Below are 2,185 nucleotides of genomic sequence, written 5' to 3'. Positions count from 1 at the left end.
CTTGGTCGACTTCCTCTCCTAGCAGGAGCCCTGCCCGCTGGGACCAGCTTCAACGAACCGCTTGACAGCGCCGCAGCAGCCGTAACTTCGCGGCATTGCGTTTCAAAGTCCCGGTGATCATGTAGACGGCCTGGTCAAGGGATGTTCAATAGGTCCAGCGGCCGGTTGAAGGGGTCGTAGGAGACGTGACGGAGGCCGGCTGCGGTGCCCGTGTCTCCGGAGGGTGTTGATCGCCAGGTTGCGTAGTGTTGCCATGTTCTCGGGTCCGTGGCTGGTGCGGATCTTCGAGGTGTCTTCGCCGAGGGTGGTGTCGCGGACGAAGTGGAGCCGGTTCTCGATGGTCCACTGTGATCTGGCGAGTTGGCCGAGTCGCTGCGGCGAGGCTTGATGTGAGGTCAGGTCGGTGATCGCGTAGACGGTCTGGCGGGTGCACTTGCCGGCCTTGAGGTTGGTCCGGTGTCGCAGGAGACGCACGGCCTGGGCGATGTGGGGAAGGTCGAGGGCGAGGTCGGTGACGGTGAGGGCTCTGGTCACCCGTGTCTCTCTGCGTCCGTGGCCAATCTCGCGGTCGTAGCGGCGCGCGGTGACCTGCTTCCACGGCAAGGACCGCAGCGTGCGGCGCAGTTCGGGCTGGTTGGCCTTCACCACCGGCAGGTGATGGGCCTTCTTCTCCTCCACCAGGAAGCGCGCGTGGTCGCGCCGGGTGTGCAGGGCATCGGCCGTGACAGTGACCCTGGTCAGGTCGTAGGGATCCAACAGCACGGCGAAGCAGCTGATTTCGTTGGTCTTGTCGGGAACCCGCAGCTGGGTGACGGTTCGGCCGTCGCCGGTCATCGCGGCCAGCAGGTGGATGGCGGGCATCTCGCCTTGCCGGGAGCCACGGGCAGCCTTGCCATCGATCGCCACCGAGTCCGAGCCGGCAGGATCGGCGCTGGTCAGATCGGCCAGGCCGCCGGGGCAGACCAGAGCGACAACCCGCCGAATCGTGGCGGCACTCGGTACTACGCGCACACTCAACGACCCCACGACCCGGGCACCCAGCCGGGCCAGGGCAAGCTGCGGCGCGTTCGTCGCCCACTGACTGATGGCCGCATACGAGCGTGCGCCGGCGATCACCGCCGAGGCGGCAACCAGCAGCACCGCCACGAACGGGTGACGCACCCCTCGACGCCGACGCGGATCGGGCAACAGCCGCAACCGCTCTACCAGCGACAATCCCACCACGCCCTCCAGAGCGGGCGACTTGAGCAGGCTAACGGTGGCAGACTGACGACACATCGAAGCCCCGGCGGTACGAGGCGACTTGGGAAGGCCACCCCGTTCAACCGGAGCTTCGTTGCGTTCGTGACGGCATGGTCCACGCTCGTCGCACCGCCGCGACCTGCGGACTCACATGATCACCACGACTTTGAAACATCCTTGCCAAGTGCGGCCACAGCATTGCGTCAGACCTCCTCGCGGGAAGGGCAGCGCGGACAAAGAGCCGGTGCCGATCAGCAGACGCACGGAGCAGCAAAACAAGGCCAGTTGGGTGATATTTAGACGCCGAAGACTGGAGCTGGCAACACCCTCATCAGTGTGGGTACATACTGATGCCGCTCGAAGGATCGGGTATACCCCGCTCACACCGAGTTGACGCACCGTCTGCAACTTCGCTTTCAGCTCTGCAGGAGGGTTCCGTATGAAGATTCAGTCACTCCGAAGATCTCGTTTCAAGGCCGCTACCGTGTTTTCTGCGGTAAGTGCCCTAGCCATGGTTGTCAACCTGGCTTCGTCGACGGTCGCTGTAGCCAACGCGATCGAGAGGTCCCACGCAGAGTACGCACACGGGGTACCAGGGCCGAATGGCGCTGTGAGCGGTGACTTCGTTCCCGGTGCGGGGCGACTGCGCAGTGGCTGGGGCGGCGGGCCGGGCTCTCAGGGTCCTCAGGGCTTCCAGGGTAACCAGGGTTTCCAGGGCAACACCGGTGCCCAGGGCAACCAGGGCTTCCAGGGAAACCAGGGCAATCAGGGTTTCCAGGGCAACACCGGTGCCCAGGGCAACCAGGGCTTCCAGGGCAACACCGGTGCCCAGGGCAACCAGGGCTTCCAGGGCTTCCAGGGCAACCAGGGTTTCCAGGGTGACACCGGTGCCCAGGGTTTCCAGGGCTTCCAGGGCAATCAGGGTTTCCAGGGTGACACCGGT

1 protein-coding gene and 1 pseudogene are annotated in these 2,185 nt (G+C 65.0%); one reads left to right on the top strand and one right to left on the bottom strand.

Annotation, left to right across the window (positions count from 1 at the left end; translation table 11 throughout):
• Nucleotides 1-117: 117 nt before the first annotated feature.
• A complete protein-coding gene (locus tag UK12_RS32330; protein ID WP_197085358.1) occupies nt 118-1,221 on the bottom strand; it encodes an ISAs1 family transposase in 1,104 nt (367 codons plus the stop codon).
• Between the two features lie 631 nt (nt 1,222-1,852).
• Between UK12_RS32330 and UK12_RS43825 the strand changes: the two are divergent.
• Nucleotides 1,853-2,185: pseudogene (locus UK12_RS43825) on the top strand (hypothetical protein); the annotation flags it as partial.

Origin of the sequence: Saccharothrix sp. ST-888, from assembly GCF_000955975.1 — a bacterium.
Taxonomy (GTDB): Bacteria; Actinomycetota; Actinomycetes; order Streptomycetales; family Streptomycetaceae; genus Kitasatospora.
Note: the sequence above shows the minus strand (reverse complement) of the source record. Positions and strands in the feature narration are given on the sequence as shown.